This is a genomic window from Pseudomonas sp. SST3 (assembly GCF_003325755.1).
In genome coordinates this window covers 62,666-81,531 of record NZ_QORI02000016.1, presented here as the reverse complement: position 1 = coordinate 81,531, position 18,866 = coordinate 62,666, and the positions used below count along the sequence as shown (strand labels likewise).

General features: G+C 56.9%; 12 protein-coding genes and 2 pseudogenes. 6 read left to right on the top strand and 8 right to left on the bottom strand.

Annotation, left to right across the window (positions count from 1 at the left end):
- Window positions 1–1,551: an ATP-binding cassette domain-containing protein gene (locus DQ405_RS16630; RefSeq protein ID WP_241730047.1), complete on the top strand. Its 1,551-nt coding sequence runs from the start codon at window positions 1–3 to the stop codon at window positions 1,549–1,551.
- Between the two features lie 112 nt (window positions 1,552–1,663).
- On the opposite strand, the gene DQ405_RS16625 is transcribed toward DQ405_RS16630, so the two are convergent.
- The 7 genes and pseudogenes from DQ405_RS16625 to DQ405_RS16595 all read right to left on the bottom strand — a co-directional run bounded on the left by DQ405_RS16625 (window position 1,664) and on the right by DQ405_RS16595 (window position 9,302).
- On the bottom strand, window positions 1,664–2,389 hold the full coding sequence (locus tag DQ405_RS16625; RefSeq protein WP_128118892.1) for a LuxR family transcriptional regulator: 726 nt from the start codon (window positions 2,387–2,389) through the stop codon (window positions 1,664–1,666).
- A 156-nt stretch (window positions 2,390–2,545) separates the two neighbouring features.
- Window positions 2,546–2,725: a hypothetical protein gene (locus DQ405_RS27520; protein WP_241730044.1), complete on the bottom strand. Its 180-nt coding sequence runs from the start codon at window positions 2,723–2,725 to the stop codon at window positions 2,546–2,548.
- A 680-nt stretch (window positions 2,726–3,405) separates the two neighbouring features.
- Window positions 3,406–4,837, bottom strand: a pseudogene (locus DQ405_RS16615) (IS1182 family transposase).
- A gap of 148 nt (window positions 4,838–4,985) precedes the next feature.
- The gene (locus DQ405_RS16610; RefSeq protein ID WP_128118895.1) at window positions 4,986–6,392 is read right to left on the bottom strand and encodes an FRG domain-containing protein; all 1,407 of its coding nucleotides are present in this window, start codon (window positions 6,390–6,392) and stop codon (window positions 4,986–4,988) included.
- 776 nt (window positions 6,393–7,168) lie between these two features.
- The gene (locus tag DQ405_RS16605) at window positions 7,169–8,191 is read right to left on the bottom strand and encodes a serine/threonine-protein kinase (RefSeq protein ID WP_128118896.1); all 1,023 of its coding nucleotides are present in this window, start codon (window positions 8,189–8,191) and stop codon (window positions 7,169–7,171) included.
- Window position 8,192: 1 nt separating this feature from the next.
- A complete protein-coding gene (locus DQ405_RS16600) occupies window positions 8,193–8,639 on the bottom strand; it encodes a hypothetical protein (RefSeq protein WP_206606856.1) in 447 nt (148 codons plus the stop codon).
- A 72-nt stretch (window positions 8,640–8,711) separates the two neighbouring features.
- A complete protein-coding gene (locus tag DQ405_RS16595; RefSeq protein ID WP_128118897.1) occupies window positions 8,712–9,302 on the bottom strand; it encodes a hypothetical protein in 591 nt (196 codons plus the stop codon).
- 277 nt (window positions 9,303–9,579) lie between these two features.
- Here DQ405_RS16595 and DQ405_RS16590 point away from each other — a divergent pair, with 277 nt between their 5' ends.
- The 4 genes from DQ405_RS16590 (at window position 9,580) to DQ405_RS16575 (ending at window position 12,661) form a co-directional block, all read left to right on the top strand.
- Window positions 9,580–9,789: a hypothetical protein gene (locus DQ405_RS16590; RefSeq protein ID WP_128118898.1), complete on the top strand. Its 210-nt coding sequence runs from the start codon at window positions 9,580–9,582 to the stop codon at window positions 9,787–9,789.
- Between the two features lie 131 nt (window positions 9,790–9,920).
- Window positions 9,921–11,135 (top strand): DNA cytosine methyltransferase, encoded by a 1,215-nt coding sequence (locus DQ405_RS16585; protein ID WP_128118899.1) that lies wholly within the window; start codon window positions 9,921–9,923, stop codon window positions 11,133–11,135.
- The gene (locus tag DQ405_RS16580) at window positions 11,132–11,782 is read left to right on the top strand and encodes an Eco29kI family restriction endonuclease (RefSeq protein WP_128118900.1); all 651 of its coding nucleotides are present in this window, start codon (window positions 11,132–11,134) and stop codon (window positions 11,780–11,782) included. Before DQ405_RS16585 ends, DQ405_RS16580 begins: the two co-directional genes overlap by 4 nt.
- A 111-nt stretch (window positions 11,783–11,893) precedes the next feature.
- Window positions 11,894–12,661: a GIY-YIG nuclease family protein gene (locus tag DQ405_RS16575; protein WP_128118901.1), complete on the top strand. Its 768-nt coding sequence runs from the start codon at window positions 11,894–11,896 to the stop codon at window positions 12,659–12,661.
- Between the two features lie 15 nt (window positions 12,662–12,676).
- On the opposite strand, the pseudogene DQ405_RS16570 reads toward DQ405_RS16575, so the two are convergent.
- Window positions 12,677–13,024, bottom strand: a pseudogene (locus tag DQ405_RS16570) (transposase domain-containing protein); the annotation flags it as partial.
- Window positions 13,025–13,435: 411 nt separating this feature from the next.
- Between DQ405_RS16570 and DQ405_RS16565 the strand changes: the two are divergent.
- Complete coding sequence (locus DQ405_RS16565) at window positions 13,436–18,556, top strand: RecQ family ATP-dependent DNA helicase (RefSeq protein WP_128118902.1); 5,121 nt, start codon at window positions 13,436–13,438, stop codon at window positions 18,554–18,556.
- Window positions 18,557–18,866 lie beyond the last annotated feature (310 nt).

Below are 18,866 nucleotides of genomic sequence, written 5' to 3'. Positions count from 1 at the left end.
TTGGCCCTGACCCGTACGTACTATCCAAAGGCCATTTCGCTCTTCGCCATCGGCACGCTGATCCTGTTGGCACTGGCGCTTTTGAACGCAACGGTGCCGGTTTTGTTGCGCGATGCCACCAATCGGCTCTCCGCTGGCGAGGTCTCCGGCGTGGTGCTTGCGACCGCAGCGGTATATGCGCTGTGCTGGACCGGCGCGCAGGTGCTGGAGTGGACTAAGAACATCATCTCGGCAGCTGTGCTGGTGCGCTGCGATGCCGCCTTCTACCGGGCCTTCTTTGATCACCTGCTCAAGGTGCCGTATGCGGACTTTCGTGCGATTGATCAGGGCGTGCTGGTCGCCGACGCGCAACGCTCCAAGAGTGCCTTCAGCGCTCTGACGGGCACGCTGTTTTGGATCGTGCTGCCCACGGTCGTCGAGCTGCTGTTTGTTTTTGCCGTGCTGGCCAAGCTGATCAATCCTCTGTTCGCGGTCTCGTTCATCTCGGCAATCATCGTCCTGGTGGGGCTATCGGTCCTTCTGTCTCGCAAGGCTAAGGGCATTCATCAGCGGATTATCGAATCGAACAACGGGGTGATGTCCCACTTCGTCGAGCGCATGCGCCTGGTTGAGGAAATCAAGCTCAACAATGCTCAGCCTCAGGAGCAGCTGGGCTTCGGTCGCAAGGTCCGCACCTTTATCGACAGCGTCACGGTCGGCAACCTCAGAATCGGGCTGCTGATGCTGCTTCAGGTGGCCCTCGTCGGCGCGCTGCTGCTGGCGTCGACCCTCTACGTCGTGGGGGAAGTGATCTCTGGTTCCTATACCGTTGGCGACTTCGTCATGATCAACGGCTACGTCATTCAGCTGACCTTCCAGCTCGCGCTGCTGGCAAGCGTGCTGATCGAGGTGCGCAACCACTTCGTCCAGCTGGACCGAGGCTTCGGATACCTGGACATGGCTGCTGAACGTACCGGTGAACTGTTGCCCGACACAGACCAGGACATCCTGTTCGAACTCCGGGACCTGTCCTACCGGACCGAGGACCGGGTCGTTCTCAGGGATATTAATCTCACGATCAGGCAGGGCCACACCTATGTGGTCACCGGTCCGTCCGGCGCGGGTAAGACCACGCTGCTGCGCCTGATGTGCGGACTCATTCAACCGCAGCAAGGTATCGTCAGGGCCTTTGGCGTCGAGGTCAATGCGCTTGACAGCAGGGCGCTGCTCGATGCCGTGTCGGTGGTTACCCAGCACCCACTCCTGGTCTCCGGTAGCGTGGCCGCCAACATCCGCTACGGGGCAAAACAGGACCTCACCGAGCCTGAGCTGGATCAGATCCTCACCGACCTGGGCCTTGATGCCTACGCGACCGGCAAGAACATGGCCGGCAAGCACGTAGGTTTTGAAGCCACTGCCGTCTCGGGCGGCGAAAAACAACGCATCGCCATCGCCCGGGCGCTTGCCCGCGGCACGCCAACGATCCTGCTGGACGAACCTACCTCGGCCCTGGATGCGGCCAGCGAGGAACAGACCATCGAGATGCTCAAAAAACGGGCCCGCCAACCCTGATCCTGATCACCCATCGTCCCTCGGTTGTCGCCAAGGCGGACTATGTCATCCACCTGAACGGCGACGGTTCGGCCTGCATGACGCCGCACGCCTGAAGAGACCACGACTGCGGCTAGATCAGACCCAGTGCTACGGCGGCGGCAACAGCTGCGGCAATGTTCACCGCATCAAGCTTGCACATGGCGTTCTCCTGATGAAAGCGCACCGTACGAGCACTGATGCCCAGAATGATCGCCGTGTCCTCCTGGCTCTTACCATGCGAGGCCCAGAGCAGGCACTCACGTTCACGCCGAGTGAGAGGCTCACTAATACCTCCGCCATGAAGTTGACCCACCCGCAGGTGCAGGGTGGTCGCCACGCCCGACAACAGGTAGGCGTCTCGAGCGCAGATCTCTCGCGCTCTTCGATTGGTCATGCTCTGGCTGATGTGAAGGGAGGAGAGCTGTTCACCCCGCACATGCGCTGGAATGGTCGCGCCGCGTGCCGTGTCGATGCCATGACCGCGTGCACAGGCCAAGAACGCCAGATCGCTCTCACACCCAGGCAAACCTGAGCTCAGCTCGGACCAGAGAAAGGGAAGGGGACAGCGGTGCAGCCGCTGCAGGAATGGATCGCTGCACTGATAGCCGTGAGATCGATACAAGGCCTGCCAGCGGCAATCGTAATTTGATACCAGCATCGGCGACCCACCCCAACGCACCGAACTGCCGGTGTTGATAAAAGCGTACTGATCGATATCGAGCCGGGAAAACAGCTCATCCAGTACCTGACGCACATCATCCAGCGTGCCTGCGTCACACAGCTCGGACATGGCACGGCTGATCAGTTTGAGCTCCATCACGACCCTCCCAGCTGACGCAGAAAAACGGTCAGCCCATGTTCAGCGCAATGGGAGACGCGCCCAAGGCGCACAGGCATGTCTTGGCGTACCTGCCCAACGAACCGAACATCGGATTGGAAACGGGCCGTCCAGAACGGACGGCCCGCGATTGACTCAGCCAGTGGCCGGGCCGGTAAGTGCTCGCCGATACAGCACGACCATTTCGTCGAGCAGCGCCTCGGCAGCGTATACGGTCATCTTCAGGCGCAGGTCTTGGGGATAGAACCCATCAGGTCCCGTAATCTGTTGCAGCAGATCCTTGACCATATCAGCACGTAGTTCGGCCTCAGCCAATACGGGCGGTCGGGTAGACACCGCCGCAAGTACAGAACGAGATGCAGACGATCTAGGGCGATGAGGGAAGGGGAGAAGCCTGGATTCGCAATCAGTCATGGGCACACCTCCGAAAAGGCGACACGAAACAGAGCTGATGAATCTAGGTGGGGCGCGGGCGTAAAAAGGATGTATCGCATGTTGCTGGTGCTCCTTGGACAGTTAAGGAGCCGCCATCCAGCCTTCTCACGAGCAAGGGTGGCGGACCGTGCAAGGGTGAGAACCGGCGTCCAAGGGAACCGGCCAGGCCGAAACCTGCCTCACACGGCCCGCCATAGCGTCGCTACAGCTCAGTGCAAACACTGGCTGTGCGCTACGGCGCAACCGCGCCTTGGACAAACACGCCGGGTTCTCACGCCCGGTCGCGGGACTTACCGCGACCGAGCCAGTCTAGCTCGAGGGATTAGAGAGGGCAAACAGACTGGAGCGAAGTGCAGAGTAGGTATCGCAGGTAAATGGTGATGGGCGGCTTCCGGCCCAGAGTGTGTAAAAACACTTTCGCAGCTTGGGTGCCGTAGCCGTAGCCCAGCGCTGCTGGGTGAGGCGATTGCCTAAGCATTTGCCACGATCAGCACCGGTAACGTTCCAGAGCGTTTATGAAGCGCTTTAGCGCCTCCTGGAGCCGTGAAAGGCGGGGCTTTTTATGCCGCCATCGCCTTCAACAAGCCTTCGGTTCCGATGATTTTTCATAACCCGCTTCATATTGTAGGCGAGCACATTTAGGCTCATCTCCGCGCTGACTCCGACGAGCCTACGAGTCAAGAAATGCGTCGAACCCATCCATTGTTTGAGCGTCCCGAAGGGATGCTCAACAGTCCGTTTATGAACCCGCATCATCTCTGGCGCTTGGTTCAGGCGGCGCTGCATTTCCTCCAGCACAGCCTCGTGTTCCCAGCGCCTCACTCGACGATTTTTGCTCGGTGTGCACTGCGTTTTTAGTGCGCAGCTCTGGCAATTCGAAGTCCAGTAGCAGTGCATGTTTAGACCTTTCTCGACGCTGGAGAAACGCCAAATCAGTGCCTCTCCAGCCGGGCAAATGTACTCATTTTTAGCGGCGTTAAAAACGAAGGCATCCTTATTGAAACGCCCATCCGCTTTAGCTCCAGAGGTCATCGGCTTAGGTACATAGGCGGTAATTTTTGCCTCATGACAGGCCAGGATTTCTTCGCTTTTGAAATAGCCCCGATCAGCCACCACGGATAGCGTTTTTGTAGCCATGGCTTCCCGAGCTTGACTCGCCATCGAGCTGAGTTGGTCTCGGTCTGAACCGCTATTCGTGACCTCATGAGCAACGATCAAATGATGTTGGGTGTCGACCGCCGTTTGCACGTTGTAGCCGACGATACCGTTGCCGCGCGTCATCATCGAACGGGCATCTGGATCGGTCAGTGACACCTGTTTATCTGGCGATTCGTTGAGCTGAGACTCGATTATCTGAAGCTCTTTCATCTGCGCTTTGAGCTTGGTGATTTTCTCTTCCAGGCACGCAGTGTCTGGTTCAGAAGAGCTAGGAATTCGCCGATCAGCCGCATCTAGCGAGGCCAAATAACGGTTGATGCTCGACTCGATTTCTTCCATGCGCCGCTTCAGCTTTGCACTGGTGAAATTGCGGTCACGGTTGTTAACTGCCTTGAATTTGCTGCCGTCGATGGCGACCAGGCTTTCGCTAAACAACCCCAGCTGCTGGCAGAGCAAAACGAACTGACGGCAGACGCCGCGAATGGCTTTGCTGTTGCTTTTTCGGAAGTTGGCGATGGTCTTGAAGTCGGGCATCAGCCGCCCGGTTAGCCACATCAGCTCGACGTTGCGTTGGGCTTCTCGCTCAAGACGTCGGCTCGACTGGATGCGGTTCAGATAGCCGTAGATATAGATCTTCAGCAGGATCGCAGGGTGGTACGCAGGTCGGCCGGTTTCGGCTGGAATGACGCCTTCAAAACCTAACGCGGCAAGGTCGAGTTCATCGACGAAGACATCGACCACGCGCACAGGATTGGTATCGCTGACGTAGTCGTCGAGGCTCTCGGGAAGCAAGGTGCTTTGATCTCGGTGTTCACCCTCGATAAACCGTTTCATGGGCTTCCCTTACGATGAAATTCTCAGAAATCATAGCAAGGGTTTGTACGAGCGTTTTTACACACTCTGGGCCAGAAGCGGACATTAGCGAGCAACTGCGTCTGACCCGAAGCAGACATCGCTCTCTACCTTGAATGTGGCCGTCGCATTAGATTTCTGGAGAGTTATTGGTCGCCGCAACAGCGTCTTGTTTGCAAGGACGCGGAAACTGATGCTTATCCCTCAAATGAACAGCAGTTTCTTGGATGCTCGGATAGACAGTTGTTGCATTGATGTTGATTCGGTCGAGCTGCTCTAGAATATGTGGTTTGTTTTGTATCGTGACTCGTGCGATTTCAATCCCATCCTGACCGGCATCAGGAAGCGCAGCCTCATGCCCAAACAGCAGAAATGCGCCGGACTGCGACTTGATGCGCGTATTAGTTCGTTTTGCCTTTACGCAGATAATAGACCTTACGTCGTCTGGGACAATCCGCCCCTCGAAAAAGCCTTTCTCCGACTTGATGTGGTGGAGCAGTTTCCCTACGACTTCAGTTCCATTAAATGTGTCCTTATCGAGGCCGAGATCGATGTCATTCTTCTGTTCATACGTGAGGTTGGAGAGATTTGAAAGGCAACTAACGGTGTCCGAGTCAAAGTATTTTACCAATTGCGAGTCGACTTTGAAGACGATGACCTCACCGTCGAGTCCCGATTGGTCCCTCTTGCCAGAGCAGGCGAAGAAGAGCGCCACCAAGGGATTGCTAGAGATGTCAAGCAGTCTCGTAGGTAAACCGTAATGCTGCATGCGCACAAGGCGGTCAAAACAGTATTGATCGCCCTGGAATTCATCGTAATGCGCAATTAACAGCTCCTTGCAGAGTCGGTCCTCGCTCGGCATAAACATCCAGTCACCATTGTCCCATTTGCGCAGCACTGACGGCGTCAGTTCATAACTGGCGTTACTATGGCCTCGGAAGAAAATTTCGCTCGCGTCTTTTCCCGGCGAGGCGTAGAGCAGTTGAAGAAAAGACTCCACGCTATCGGCCACACCCAGAATCTTTTTATCGCGAGGCGGAGGCTGGACCGTCGCATCTTCGGCGCGAGGCGCCTCAGGCGTGTCGATGAGATGAGCAAGGGCGGGCTTAAGATTGGCCAATCGGCGCAACACCATCTGCGCGTCGCCTTCGCGGACAGCCCAGTGAGTGCGATGGAGCTGGTATGGATCCGCGCTGAACACCATCCGGGCTGTCTCGATGTCGTCGAACTCGACCTCACCAAAATCGATCACAGTCTCGAATAGAGTGGAGACTTCTTTTCGCCCAGGCGTAGTTTGCGAAATTCGACCGTATTTGATGAGCATCGAGGCACCGTCTCTAGCTCGCTTGATCTCGCTACACAAAAAGGTCGGTAACTTTTCGAGAAAGGCGATTGCTGTGGCATCGAGGATTTCAAGCCGCTTTTCAACGTCGGTTGGCGTGTATTCGAACATGCGCCCCCGCCCCATCGAGATTTCATTACCGTTCCCTTCGAGATAATCTCGATTTCCGAAGGAAATGTAGTTGAAGCTCTGCACTATGTGTCCTTGTCCCGTTCTCTCTTGCGTTGCTCAACGTCATAGCACAGTTTTGCCAGTATTCAAATTACCAACAGGCCCAGGATGGTGGCCGCCCCGAGAGAGGCTGTGTCGGCGCTATAGCTCCCAGATTTCTATGTCTGCTATTGGCCGGTTTCTGCCCGTCACGAATGGCTGAACCGGCCAGAAACGGACTGTCACGCAGGTGATCAAACTACAATATTAAGGCTCGCAGCTAGCCACGATCCAGGGGTAATTGACTGCGACGCTCCTTGTCATTCACCCAGTGGTAGCGGTTGGGATCTTCTGCCAGCAAGGAAATCCTCATGGTTCCGCGCCTGCCTTGTCCAAATGAAGGAAGATGCCCGGTCGGTGTCAACGATGCGTTTGTGGGCACCGCGCTCCTCAGCTTTGGCGCACCAATCGTGCCCCTTCCGAAAGTTGCCTAGCTGCATACATATAGCGCCTAGCAAAGTGCATGACGGAAGTTCTCCGGCTGTGGCTCATGCCCATGCTTGCCGAGCTGAAGAGCTTCATTCCGCGCTTATGCTCTATTTGGATCAGAGCGGAGTGGCAGGGAGGAAATGAGGACGTGAAAAAGCCCGGCTTCGGCCGGGCTATACATTAGTCGGCCTTTATCCGACGCGTCACGTAGTGACCACTGATCTCAAACTCAAACCTATCTTTTGGTTTTGTCTCGAAATCCTTGGTTCTAGGGGGGGACGAGAGTGACTCTCGGGTTTTATAGGCTTTCTTGTCATTGCGTATAACACGCATCAGAATTTCCTCAGAAACCTCTTGATCGCAGCGGCCGTTAAGCCACCACATGACTCCTTTATCCTAGACCATTTACCTGCATGGGTCTTCTTTTGGGCGACGGACGTGCCAGTGCTATCGACCTCCAGCAGGTACTCGTGGGTTGGCGTCACCTTATGCCAACGACGGACGCCATCAACGTTCTCATACACCCAGTCGAGCGTATTGTCATCTATCTGGGCCAATTCGTTCGCGACCTCCAGTGCAGACTGATACCTCTGGGTGCGGTCGACCTTCAGGCACGTCTCTACGATCTTTTTCAGGCGTGATGGTATGTGCTCAAGGGATAGTCGCCGGGGGAAAGCTTCGGTCAGGATCGCAGCTCTGAATTCATCAAAAGAGCTAAAGGCGGCTATCTGAGCATTGAAGTCAGGTTCACCAATAATCAACCTATAAATAGTAAGCCCCAGTTGATAAATATCATACTGGCTAGTGAATTCAGAGTCCGTGAAAAACTCAGGAGCCATATGTTTGGTATACATCTGAGCAGGAGTCGCCGTGTAGTCTAACCCCATCGCTTTGGCGAGTCCAAAATCTGAAACCAAAGCCTCCATGCGGTCTGAAAGCAGGATGTTATCCGGTTTTATATCGAAATGGATCAGACCTTTTGAATGGATATTGTGAAGTCCAGAGCAGATATGAATAGAAAATCTAACAATCTCTCTAACAGTAAGGGACTTACTTTTAGCAAAGTCCTTCAAAGAGCCGTTCTTATAATAAGGCAGAGCTAGGTAAATGTTTTTCTCACATGCGCACGCATACTGAATTTGAACTACGTGTGCATGGGCAGCCCTGTACAGCAATCTGGACTCTGCGAAGAATGCTTCGCTATCTTCGAATGCATCCCGGGCCATTTCCTTAATTACTAGCTCGGCATCTAAATATTTGTCATGTGCGAGGTAGGCTTTGGAGTTTTTGCCATCTTGGCCAATCTCCTTGTGATACTCGAACTCAACTTGCGCGCGACTATAAATTCCGTACATATTAAGCCCCCATAGCACAGAGTGTCGCTTCGCGTTCAGTTTTAGACAATTCCTCCCAATTTTCAAAGCCTTCAAGGCTTGTATCTCCGTCAACCAGAGGTTTGAACTGGCTTCGCTCGATTCCAACCCTGGATGCAATACTTGAGATTTGGCCTACGTAATATTTTTTCACATTACTGCTCGCAAACGCCTCTTGAATGACGCCTTCGATCTGGACACGCTCAATCGAGATGCTCTGCGCCGTGGGTTCGATAACGCGGATGCCCGCCTCGGAAATCTCGTATTCCCGAAGCACATCAAGCAAATTCAGCCTGATATGTTTGAGTTGCTCAGGAACCCCTAGTGATTTGGGTATACTTATTTTTCCCAAATTCACCACAACACTCTGATCGGAGTCGAATACACAATAAACCACTTCAGTAGGTGACGCCCGCACTCCAATTTTCACAATTTGATTTCCTTTCAAATTTGTTCAAAAGATAATTTGTTCCAGCGCAAGCCGGCGAAGCTGGGCTTGTTCTCACCAGTCGTAATAATGCACACCGTTTTCTATTCGCGGCTGCTTTATATACCCATCTCCTTCTACGGAGGTGTCGCCTTGACCGCTGTATGCGCCACCAAATGCGCCGCGGACAATCAACTTACCGTTGTTGTTCATTGAACCTTGCAGCTTGCCGGACGGCTGTATCAGGACTTCTGAGCCCGGGCCAATATTTGTGGAACCCTGGCACTTTCCCGACACCTCAACCCTGCTGTTACCGGAAACGTTAGTAGATCCTTGCTGGGTGCCCACAACTAGAACCTCACCGCCGCTTTCTACGGAGAGAGATCCCTGAAGCGTGCCATTAATCACGAGTGTGCAGCCTATTACGGTGATGCTCCCCTGATGTCTACCCGATAGAATCTGGTTTGTCGTTAGGATCGTCCTAGGCACCCGCATTCCATCAATTATGTCGTATCCGGCCATGCGGTTCGCTCCATAAGGACAAAGTGCCATCAGCATAACGAACCAGAACCTTTTGTTCACCTCCTCCTGGCAGTAATCGACTGCGGGCTGCCATGGGTCGATTTCAACCGTTCCAACAGACCGCTCCTGGCCGAAAACAGCCATCGACACCGCTCCTTGCGTTAGCAATGAGCGCGCCATGGGTCGAGAAGGCCCGGCCGGCTCGATGCACAGCACGCCAGCGCGACCCGGCCCAGCCGGGTGACGCCATACTCTTTTGCTCTTTTGCTCTTCTGCTCTTTTGCTCTTTTGCTCGGCCGTTGAGCAACCCCACACCCGTCGGAAACCCGCACCCACCGCGATCCCGCGCACCTACCTAGACCGGGCATTTGCAGCTACAGTGCCAATAGCACCGTAGTCTGTTGCAAGGATCGCCGTCCGGATGGCTTCACCGTCTCAACCCAAAAGCCTGATCCTCGACCTCGAAGTCGCGCCCGGCAAAGCCGATAAGCCCGACCGAATCTTCATGGTCGGTGCCCTGCGCCCCAACAGCGGCACCGAACTCGAGCGCAAGGTCGACAAGGACCTGCCTGAGATCCGACGCCCTGGACAGCCTGGGGCAGGATGCGAGCTTCGTCCTCGGCTCCGCTAGCGGTCGTACTTCGCGTTGCGCTTCCCTTCGGTCACTCCGGCCATTCTTGTCAGACATTTCAGCGTGTTCGTGGCTTATCGCTTTGGTAAGATTCAACGCGTTTTTGCGAGTCGAATATCGAGGGCGGGGCAATGAGATCAGTGGAACTATTCGCCGGCGCGGGTGGCCTGGCAATGGGATGCGAGATCGCGGGCTTCGAACACCTTGCCGTGGTGGAATGGGACAAGTGGGCCTGTGACACCGTGAGAGAGAACAAACGGCGTGGATATCCGCTGCTCGCGAGCTGGAATCTTCATGAGGGGGATGTGCGTGAGTTCGATTGGGATTCCATTCCTAAGGACATCGAGCTCCTCTCGGGTGGCCCGCCCTGTCAGCCGTTCTCAATTGGCGGAAAGCACAGCGCCCAAGCGGACAAGCGCGACATGTTTCCAGCCACCGTCGAGGTCATACGTCGCCTAAGGCCAAAGGCGTTCATCGTTGAGAACGTCAAGGGCCTGACCCGCGCGACATTCGCCAATTACTTCCACTACATCCAGCTTCAGCTCGAATTTCCGGAACTCCCACCCATTGGCGACGAAGATTGGAGTGTGCATCTCAAGCGCTTGCAGGAAGAGCGGACCTCGGGCAAAAGCAAGGGAGCTGGGCTAACTTATAATGTTGTGCCCACGCTGGTTAATGCAGCCAACTACGGCGTTCCACAAAAGCGCGAGCGGGTATTCCTAGTTGGGTTCAGAGATGACCTCGGAGTGGAGTGGTCATTCCCTGAACCAACTCACAGTTACGAGGCGTTGCTTCACGATCAATGGGTCACCGGCGCCTACTGGGCGCGCCATGGTTTGTCGGTGCCGGAAGTGCCGACCAAGCTTGTAGGGCGTGTCGAAAAGCTCCGGACAGCAAAGGCTCCGTTGACGACGCTGCCATGGCGCACCGTCAGGGACGCCATACATGACTTGCCGGACCCAGAGTCGTCGTTGGCCATGACCGTGCCAAATCACCTGTTTCAGTTCGGCGCGCGCGTATATCCAGGCCACACGGGGAGCCCACTGGACCTGCCCGCCAAGACACTCAAAGCCGGGGACCATGGCGTTCCTGGCGGCGAAAACATGCTGGTTAGGCGCGACGGCAGCGTCCGCTACTTCACGGTGCGGGAGAGCGCGCGCATTCAAACCTTCCCGGATGGCTACAGATTTCATGGCAGTTGGACTGAGACGATGCGCCAGCTAGGCAACGCGGTGCCGGTGCTACTGGCCCAGCGGGTGGCCTCGAGTGTGGCTGAAAAACTTGCCATGGCGGAATTGAGCAAACTGAAAAAACAGGACATCTGTAGAGGAAGGGAAATCGCGTGACTGGAAAGGTAATTCCGTTTAATCCGCTGGATAAAAAGAATCTGGGCGCGAGCGTCGCCGAGGCGTTGTTGACAAAAGAGGTCCATCCGCTGGGTGATCTGCCGGCGTTCGAGGGAGCGGGCATTTATGCCATCTACTATTCGGGCGACTTCCCGGCGTACGCCCAGGTTTCCCGGCTGAACCGTGAAGGTAGGTTCATGCTGCCCATTTACGTAGGCAAGGCTGTTCCGCCAGGCGCACGGATGGGGGCAAATCTTGAGGTGCCGGCTGGGAAGGTGTTGCAGAAACGTCTGAAGGAGCATGCCGACAGCATTCGCGCCGCTGAAAACCTACACATCGAGGATTTTCATTGCCGCTTTCTTGTGGTGGACGATATCTGGATTCCGCTTGGCGAGTCACTGATTATTGCCCGCTTCACCCCGGTGTGGAATTCGCTTATTGACGGCTTCGGCAACCACAACCCCGGCAAGGGGCGACACGCTGGCATGCGCCCCCGATGGGACGTCTTGCATCCTGGACGAGAGTGGGCCATGCGTCTCGTGGAGCGTCCAGAGTCGCAAGAGCAGATCGCCCAGGATGCCGAAACTTACCTCCGAGTGTTGCCGGCATGCCTTTCAGGTCAATTTATCGAGGCTGAAGGCGAGTAACTCTACTATCTAAAAAGTCAGCCCTGCTTCTGAACGGCAGCGTCTCTGGTTCGACGCTACTGCAGGCGTGCGGCTTGCGGCGTGTGATTTGACTAAGGAAGTCGAAGAGACATGGAGTATTTCAAGGATCTGGAGTTTGATCTGCCTTCCGCACTGTTGGCGGAATTAGTCGGCTTGTTCGAGCAAATGACGCCGGGTCCACTCAATGAGGAAGCGGTTCTGGAGGTGCCGGAGCAGCAGGGGGTCTACCAGCTGTTTTTTGATGGCGATCTGGTCTACGTGGGGAAAACCGACGCGGACGCCGGTTTGAGGCAACGACTGCTGCGCCACGCGAAGAAAATCCGCTCTCGCCGGAATCTGCGTCAGAGCCAGGTTGGATTCAAGGCTGTTCGGGTCTACGTGTTTACCGCGATGGATCTCGAGGATTTGCTCATCAAGCATTACCGCAGCGACGGAGTTTCTCTAGCCTGGAATCTCAGCGGTTTCGGCTCTAACGATCCTGGGCGTAATAGAGACAAGTCCGTGGTTAAGGAGAGCCATTTCGACAGTATCTATCCCATCGACCTAGGTTTGGAGGCGCGTGTCGTTCAGCCTGAAGGTGACCGTAGTGTGGCCGAGGTGCTGAGACAATTAAAAGATCAATTGGCCTACACGGTCAGGTATCAAAATGCCGGCGGTCGTTCCAGACGGCCGCATACTGACCTGGTTGAAACGCAGGTCAGCCTGCGTTCGGAGGAGAGCAGTGTTTTGAATGTTCTTCGACAGGTTAAAACCGTGTTGGGCGAAGAGTGGCAAATCACGGCGCTGCCTGGTTATGTGATTATCTACAAAGAAAATGAGCGCTATATTCATGGCGAGGTCATTCAGGCTGGATGGTAGGGGCTCCCGTGAGAGCTTGCGGCAGCCGCATTCGCACGTCAGCTCGTGCTCGGGCAGCGCATGGATAACCTCGACGCGCGGCAGATTTGCCGGCAGCGGCTTGCGCTTGCCACGGCGCTTGACCGGGGCGACGATTTCTTCGGTCTCAGCTTCGGCTTCGTCCGCCTCAGCGGCAGGCGCTTCGACCAGTTCCTCGGCCTCGTTGAACATGGCCAACTGCGGCGAGTCAGCGTCTTCCGGGCTGCGCTCAGACTTGGGCGAGAACAGTTTATGGCGCAGCAGGGCGACCTGTTCCTGTAATTGCAGAATCAGGGCCTTGAGCAAGACGGGATCGTCGGGAAGGGAGTCAGCGCCAAATTTCATGGCACCGGATTATACCGGCTCAGGCCACGTAACGCGGCGTCAGAACTTGATGAGGACGATTGCGGCATAGGTCGATGCCGTCGAGCAGCCAGTTCAATTCGTCGACCGTCAACTCGATCGCTTCGTCACCGGCTTCGGGCTTGGTCTATGGAGCGCTTACGACCCTAGGGGCGAGACGGCGCTGGCCGGCTCGATGCGCAGCACGCCAGCGCGACCCGGCCCAGCCGGGTGACGCCATACTCTTTTGCACTTTTGCACTTTTGCACTTTTGCTCTTGCCGTTGAGCTACCCCACACCCGTCGGAAACCTCCCCAAGCACGCCTCACCGCGACCCTGCGCACCTACCTAGACCGGGCATTTGCCGCTACAGTGCAGTTAGCCCCGTAGTCTGTTGCAAGGATCGCCGTCCGGATGGCTTCACCGTCTCAACCCAAAAGCCTGATCTTCGATCTCGAAGTTGCTCCCGGCACAGCTGATAAGCCCGATCGAATCTTCATGGTCGGCGCCCTGCGCCCCGACACGGGAGCCGAACTGGAGCGCAAGGTCGAAAGAGACCTGCCTGACGTTCTCAACGCCTTGGGCGGTCTGGCGCAGGGAGCAAGCTTCGTCCTCGGCCACAACGTCATCGACCATGACATTCCAATCCTAAAACAACAGGCTCCACATCTGGCCCTGCATGGGCTCCCCGTGATCGACACTCTGCGTCTGTCGCCGTTGGCGTTTCCGCAGAATCCGTATCACCGCCTGGTCAAGGACTACAAACTCATTCGTGACAGCCTCAACTCGCCGCTGTCTGACTGCCGCTCCACACTCACCTTGTTTCAGGACCAGCGTCAGGCTTTTGCGCAACTGAACGATACCAATCAGGCCGAGCTCCTGTGCTACCAGACGCTGCTAGCTCCCACGCTCAGGAGCGACCTCGGCTCGTTCTTCGCCTCCCTCAGTGGCATCAGCCCCAAGCCGGTCACGGAGCTGCGTGGCCTGATCCCTCAGCTGCTCGTTGAAACCGACCCAACCCTGACCCGCAGCATGAAGGTCTGCAGCACGCGCCTTGAGCAGCTGCTGGAAGTGGACCTGCTGGACCAGACCCTGCACCTACCACTGGCCTATGCTTTGGCCTGGCTGCGTGTCTCTGGCGGCAACTCGGTGCTCGCGCCCTGGGTCAGGTATCAGTTTCCAGAGGTAGGTAGGCTCATCACTGAGCTGCGTGATTTGCCGTGCGGAAAAAGCAGCTGCGAGTATTGCTCAACAACTCATGATCCCCGCCACGAGCTCAAACGCTACTTCGGCTTTGATGACTTTCGCTACGAGCGCCCAGGCCAAAGTCTGCAGCACGACGTGGTCCTGGCGGGTATGCGCGACAAGCACGTGTTGGCCATTCTCGCCACCGGGGGCGGCAAATCCCTGTGCTACCAGCTCCCGGCTCTTAATCGCTTCCATCGCAACGGCAGCCTCACGATCATCATCTCGCCGCTGCAGTCGTTGATGAAGGATCAGGTTGACGGCTTGCTTGAGCGCAACGTGCAATGCGCCGCCACCCTCAACGGTCTTTTGACCATGCCCGAGCGGGCCGAGGTGCTGGAAAAGGTACAGATGGGCGATGTGGGTATCTTGCTAGTCTCGCCTGAGCAGTTTCGCAACAAGGCCTTTCGCCGGGCGATCAAACAACGTCAGATCGGCGCCTGGATCTTTGACGAGGCGCATTGCCTGTCCAAGTGGGGCAACGACTTCCGACCCGACTACCAGTACGTGTCGCGCTTTATCAGCGAGCACACCGGTGACGGTCCGCTGGCACCGATTGGCTGCTTTACCGCCACGGCCAAACCCGATGTGCTCGAAGATATCCAGCAGCATTTCAGAGAGCAGCTCAAGATTGAGTTCGAGACCTTTCTCGGCACCCACGAGCGCACCAACCTGAGCTTTGAGGTGCTGCCGTGCACCCGCGCCGAGAAGTGGGCCCGCACTCACCAACTGCTCGAGGATCATATCGGTCGTCAGGACGGTGGCTCGGTGGTCTTCGTCTCCAGCCGCAAGGGCGCCGAGGAACTGTCTGACTTTCTGATCGGACAGGGCTGGCCCTGCAAGCACTTTCATGCAGGCCTCGAACCCCACGAGAAAACCGACATTCAGGATGCGTTCAAGGCAGGCCAACTGCGGGTGATTGTCGCCACCAATGCCTTTGGCATGGGCGTGGACAAGGCCGATATTCGCCTGGTGGTGCATGCCGACATACCGGGCTCGCTGGAAAACTACCTTCAGGAAGCCGGGCGAGCAGGGCGCGACCAGGGTGACGCCCGCTGCGTGCTGCTCTATGACCTGCAGGACATCGAAACCCAGTTCGGCATGTGCGAACGCTCAAAGCTCGGCCTGCGTGATATTCAGCAGATTCTGCGCAAGCTACGCCGGGAAAGCGAACGCCGCAAAGGCGGCAAGCTCGTCATCACAGCTGGCGAAGTCTTGCTCGATGAGGAGGTCGAAACCAGCTTCAACGCCGATGACCGCGACGCCGAAACCAAAGTGGTCACTGCGGTAGCCTGGCTTGAGCGCGGCCAGTACCTCAAGCGTGAAGAAAACCAGACCCAGATCTTTCCAGCGACCTTGCGTCTGCCTCAGGCTGAAGCCGAACTACGGCTTGATAACGCCGACCTGCCCGCGCGCCGCCTGGAAGAGTTTCGGGCGATCTTGCGCTTCCTGTATGACGCCGGCTCCGATGAGCGCATTAACACCGATGCGCTGATGGCGTTGACTAGCCTCACCTCCGAGGAGGTCACGGCGACCCTCAAGCAGATGGAGGACATGGGGCTGCTGGAGAATGACTCCAAGCTGACCCTTTACCTGCGTCATGGGGTGTCGGGCGCGGCCACCCAGCGCTTAAAACACACCCTCGAACTGGAGGCTGGGTGGTTTGACACGCTGCGTGAGCAGGCCCCGGATGCCGAGAGCGGAGCCTGGCAAGGCCTGAACCTGCCGCCATTGACTGCCGCGCTCAAAGAAATGACCGGGCAGGGCGAATTGATTCCGCTGCACGTGCTGCGCCTGTTACGCAGCCTCGCCCAGGACCATGACAGCGACAGCCAACAGAAGGGCACGCTGGAGCTGCGCCAGGTCAGCCGGGATTATCTGAAACTGCGTATCAAGGGAGGCCACACTTGGGCGAAGCTCCATAAGTTTGGCGAGAAGCGTCGCGCGCTGGCCGGTGTGCTGCTCGAGTATTTGATCAGCAAAATACCGCCGGGGCTGCGCGGCAAAGATTTGCTGGTGGAAACCACCTTTGGTGAGCTCGGGCGCGCCCTCGAGGCGGACCTGCAGCTGCCGCACCTGATTCCTCCCGAACAACGTCGTCGGGCTATCGAGCACGTACTGCTGTACCTGCACAAACAGGAAATCCTGACCCTCAATCACGGCATGACGGTGATGCGCCGTGCCATGACCATTGAGGTCAACCCGGAAAAACGCAGTGGCTTCTTGAAGGATGACTACACCAAGCTCGACGAGCACTACCGGGAAAAGCGCATCCAGGTGCATGTGATGCGCGAATACGCCGAGGTCGCGCTGGGCGAGATGGCTGCCGCGCTGAGCTTGGTGATGCATTACTTCAGCGACTCAAAGCAGGACTTCATCAAGCGCTATTTCGACGGGCGTGAAGAAGTGTTGAAGCTCGCCACCAGCGAGGAGTCTTGGAACACCATCATCGAAACCCTGAGCGCGCCGCAGCGCCTTGTGGTGACCGACGATGACGACATGAACCGGCTGGTGCTTGCCGGACCCGGTTCGGGCAAGACGCGGGTGATCGTGCATCGGATTGCTTACCTGCTGCGCGTGCGCCGGGTGCCGGCCAGCTGCATTGTAGCCCTGACCTTTAATCGCCACGCCGCCAACGAAATCAAGCAACGCTTGTTGCGCCTGGTAGGCGCCGATGCCTTCGGGGTCAACGTGATGACCTATCACCGAATGGCGATGCGGCTGACCGGCACCCGCTTCGCCCGGGGCGAGACGGTCGAGGAGGGCACGCTCAAACAGGTTCTCTCCGATGCGGTTGAACTGCTCGAGGGCAAACGCCAGGTCGAAGGCGAGGATGATCTGCGTGAGCAGCTCCTGCGTGGCTACCGATACATATTGGTGGACGAGTACCAGGACATCGATGAGCTCCAGTACCGGATGGTCAGTGCGTTGGCCGGGCGCAAGGCCGAAGAGGACGGCCGGCTATGCATCCTTGCGGTCGGGGACGACGACCAGAACATCTACCAGTGGCGGGAAACCAATAACCGCTACATCCTGCAGTTTCGTGAAGACTACGAAGCCACCACCAGCTACCTCATCGATAACTACCGCTCGACTCGTCACATCATTGAGGCCGCCAACAGCCTTATCGAGCGCAACCCCGATCGCTTGAAACATCGTCATCCTATTCAGATCAACGCATTACGCCGTGATCATCCGCGCGGCGGCGACTGGGAGGAGATCGATGCCGAACGGCGAGGTCAGGTCATTCGCCTCTTGATAACGGGTGATGAGCAAACGAGACCGAACCTCCAGGCGCAGGCCGCGGTAGCCGAGCTTCAACGCTTGTTGGATCTGGAAAATGGCGACTGGCTGGGGTGCGCTATCCTGGCTCGCCGGCACGAGTGCCTGTACCCGGTTCAGGCCTGGTGCGAGCAGAACGGGGTGTCCTATTGCCTGGCTGCGGATAAGGATTCAGCGCTCCCGCTCACAGGTCAACGGGGCTTTGTACAGGCGATCGAGCAACTGCGCTCTCAGGACAGGTCCCTCGATGCCAAAGGCCATTGGCGCGATCTCGAAAGTGCGTCGCTTGATCCTGAATGGCACGAGTTCTTCGAAACGGCGTTCGGCCAACTTCTTGCTGAGTTGGGTGAGTGTCAGCTCAGCGCCCAGGCGGTTATCGACTGGCTCTACGACTACGCCCGCGAGCTGCGCCAGCAGCCCAAACAGGGTTTGTATGTGGGCACTGTGCATTCGGCGAAAGGGCTGGAGTTCCGTCACGTGGTGCTGCTCGACGGTGGCTGGCCCACCGGCGCAGAGGTACTCAATGACGAACGCCGCCTGTACTACGTGGGCATGACCCGGGCTGAGCAGACACTGACCCTGTGTGAATTCTCCGATGGCAATCCGTTCAGCTGTCATCTGCCCGCAAATGTCCAAAGGCGTGAATACGTGGGTCGGTACCTTCCGGAGCTTAAGAAGCGCTACCTTCAGCTTTCACTCAAGGATATTGATCTCGACTACGCAGGGCGCCAGCCCCAACACGCACCAATCCATGCGGCGCTTGCGCAGCTTCAGATGGGAGACCCGTTGACGCTGGTCCCGAGTGAAGACCGGTACCTCATCCAAAACAGCCAGGGCCAAACCCTTGGCCGTACCTCCAAAACCTTCAAGCTCCCGCTCGAGGTTGAGCGATGCGAGGCGGCGGGCATTCTGGTCAGGCAATCGGCGCATTGCGAGGAGCAATATCGAGCTTGGCATAAGTGCGAGCGTTGGGAGTTGGTGGTGCCTAGAATCGTGGCATGCGGGTAAGCTCGGACGGAACCTCCAGCGCGCTTAATCACGCGGCCAGCGCGGATGCGGAGTTTGAACAATTGTTCAGTACGCCCAATTTGAGACGCTGCATCGTTGCCGCCAGGTAATCCGCATCGTCAGAAAAGACCTATTGCACTCATTGTTTTGCATCAGGTAGGCGTTGTCGGTCAGGTAGATGTCATCATCAACCAGTTCCACGAGCCCCGGGCCAGAGGTGCGGCCGGAAGCTTTATGGGCCGGCTAAATAACAGCTTATCTGTTTGGGTCAGGTGGATCTTCACGGACTTAGCCGCTTCGAGCTCGTGCA